Origin of the sequence: Nocardia sp. NPDC050712, assembly GCF_040654295.1 — a bacterium.
Lineage (GTDB): Bacteria > Actinomycetota > Actinomycetes > Mycobacteriales > Mycobacteriaceae > Nocardia.
In genome coordinates, this window is sequence record NZ_JBFAHT010000004.1 from 251,681 (window position 1) to 253,565 (window position 1,885).

Annotated in this window: 1 protein-coding gene; it reads right to left on the reverse strand. The window is 61.2% G+C overall.

Annotated features, from left to right (window positions below):
- Nucleotides 1-1,885: hypothetical protein (locus tag AB0H76_RS29350; protein ID WP_357330259.1), on the reverse strand; the 1,885-nt coding region annotated here is incomplete at both ends.

The window sequence follows — 1,885 nt, forward strand, 5'->3', positions numbered from 1 at the left end:
ACGATGATGTTCGGCTTCTCCACCACCCGTTCGACCACCTTGTCCACCGGACGATCGATGGTCTTCTCGATGATGTTCGGCTTCTCCACCACCCGCTCGACCACCTTGTCCACCGGACGATCGATGGTCTTCTCGATGATGTTCGGCTTCTCCACCACCCGCTCCACGACCTTGTCCACCGGACGATCGATGGTCTTCTCGATGATGTTGGGCTGCTCGACCACCCGTTCCACCACCTGATCGACCTGACGGTTCACGGTCTTCTCCACCACGTTCGGGCTGGTGACCACCTTCTCCACCACCTGATCGACCTGACGGTTCACGGTCTTCTCGACGATGTTGGGTGTGGTGACGACCTTCTCCACGACGTGGTCGACCGGACGGTCGATGGTCTTCTCGATGATGTTCGGCTTCTCCACGATCCGCTCGACGACCTTGTCCACGGGACGGTCGATCGTCTTCTCGATGATGTTCGGCTTCTCCACCATCTTCTCGACGACCTTGTCCACGGGACGGTCGATGGTCTTCTCGATGATGTTGGGCTGCTCGACCACTCGCTCGACGATGCGGTCGACGACCTTGTCGATGGTGCGCTCGATGATGTTCGGCTTCTCCACCACCTTCTCGACGACCCGGTCCACCGGACGGTCGACGACCTTCTCCACCACGTTGAGCTTCTCGACGACCTTCTGCACCATGCGCTCGACGGGCCGGTCGATCACCTTCTCGATGATGTTGGGCTTCTCGACGACCCGCTCCACCACCTTGTCCACCGGGCGATCCACGGTCTTCTCGATGATGTGCGGCTTCTCCACCATGCGTTCCACCACCTTGTCGACCGGGCGCTCGACGACCTTCTCGATGATGTTCGGCTTCTCGATCACGCTCTCGACCACTCGGTCGACGACCTTCTCGACGGGACGCTGCACGATGTTCTCGACCACGACCTCGCGCGGCACCTCGACGGTCTTGATCACCGGCTTCTCGACCATCAGCTCGACGGTCCTGGTCACCGGCTTCTCCACCGTCTTGTAGACGATGCGCTCGACGGGCACCTCGATGATCTTCTCGACCACCTTCTCGACCGGCTTCTCCACCACCCGTTCGATGATCTTCTCGACCGGCTTCTCCACGATCCGCTCGACGAACTTCTGTACGGGTACCTCGACCACCTTGTCGACCACGTTGATCACGGGCTTCTCGACCCGGCGCTCGATGGTGACCGGCTTGCTGACGACGTTGTCCTTGATGTCGACGAGCAGCTTCTCCACCAGGCGCTGCACCTCGACCGGCTTGTTCTGCACCTGGTCGACAATGGTGACCACCAGCTTCTCGACGAGGCGCTGCACCTCGACGGGCTTGTTGGTGACCTTGTCGACGATGTTGACCACCGGCTGTTCGATCATCCGCTCGAGCTGGACCGGCTTGTCGATGACCTTGTCGGTCATCGAGACCTTCGGCTGCTCGATATTGCGAATGATCGAAACCGGCTTGGTCACCACCTGATCGGTGACCGTCACGACCGGCTTCTCGATCCGGCGGCCGACCGTCATGGGCTTGTCGATCACCTGATCGGTGACCGTGACGATGGGCTTCTCGATCCGGCGGCCGACGGTCATCGGCTTGTCGATCACCTGATCGGTCACCGTCACGTTGGGCTTCTCGATCCGGCGCGAGATCGAAACCGGCTTGTCCACCACCTGATCGGTGACGGTGACGACGGGCTTCTCGATCCGGCGGGTCGCGGTCATCGGCTTCTCGACGACCTGATCCTGCACGGAGACGCGCGGCTGCTCGGTGGTGCGGGTGACCTTGACCGGCTTCTCGATCACTTGATCGGTCACGGTGACCACGGGCTTCTCGATCCGGCGGGAGACGTTCACCG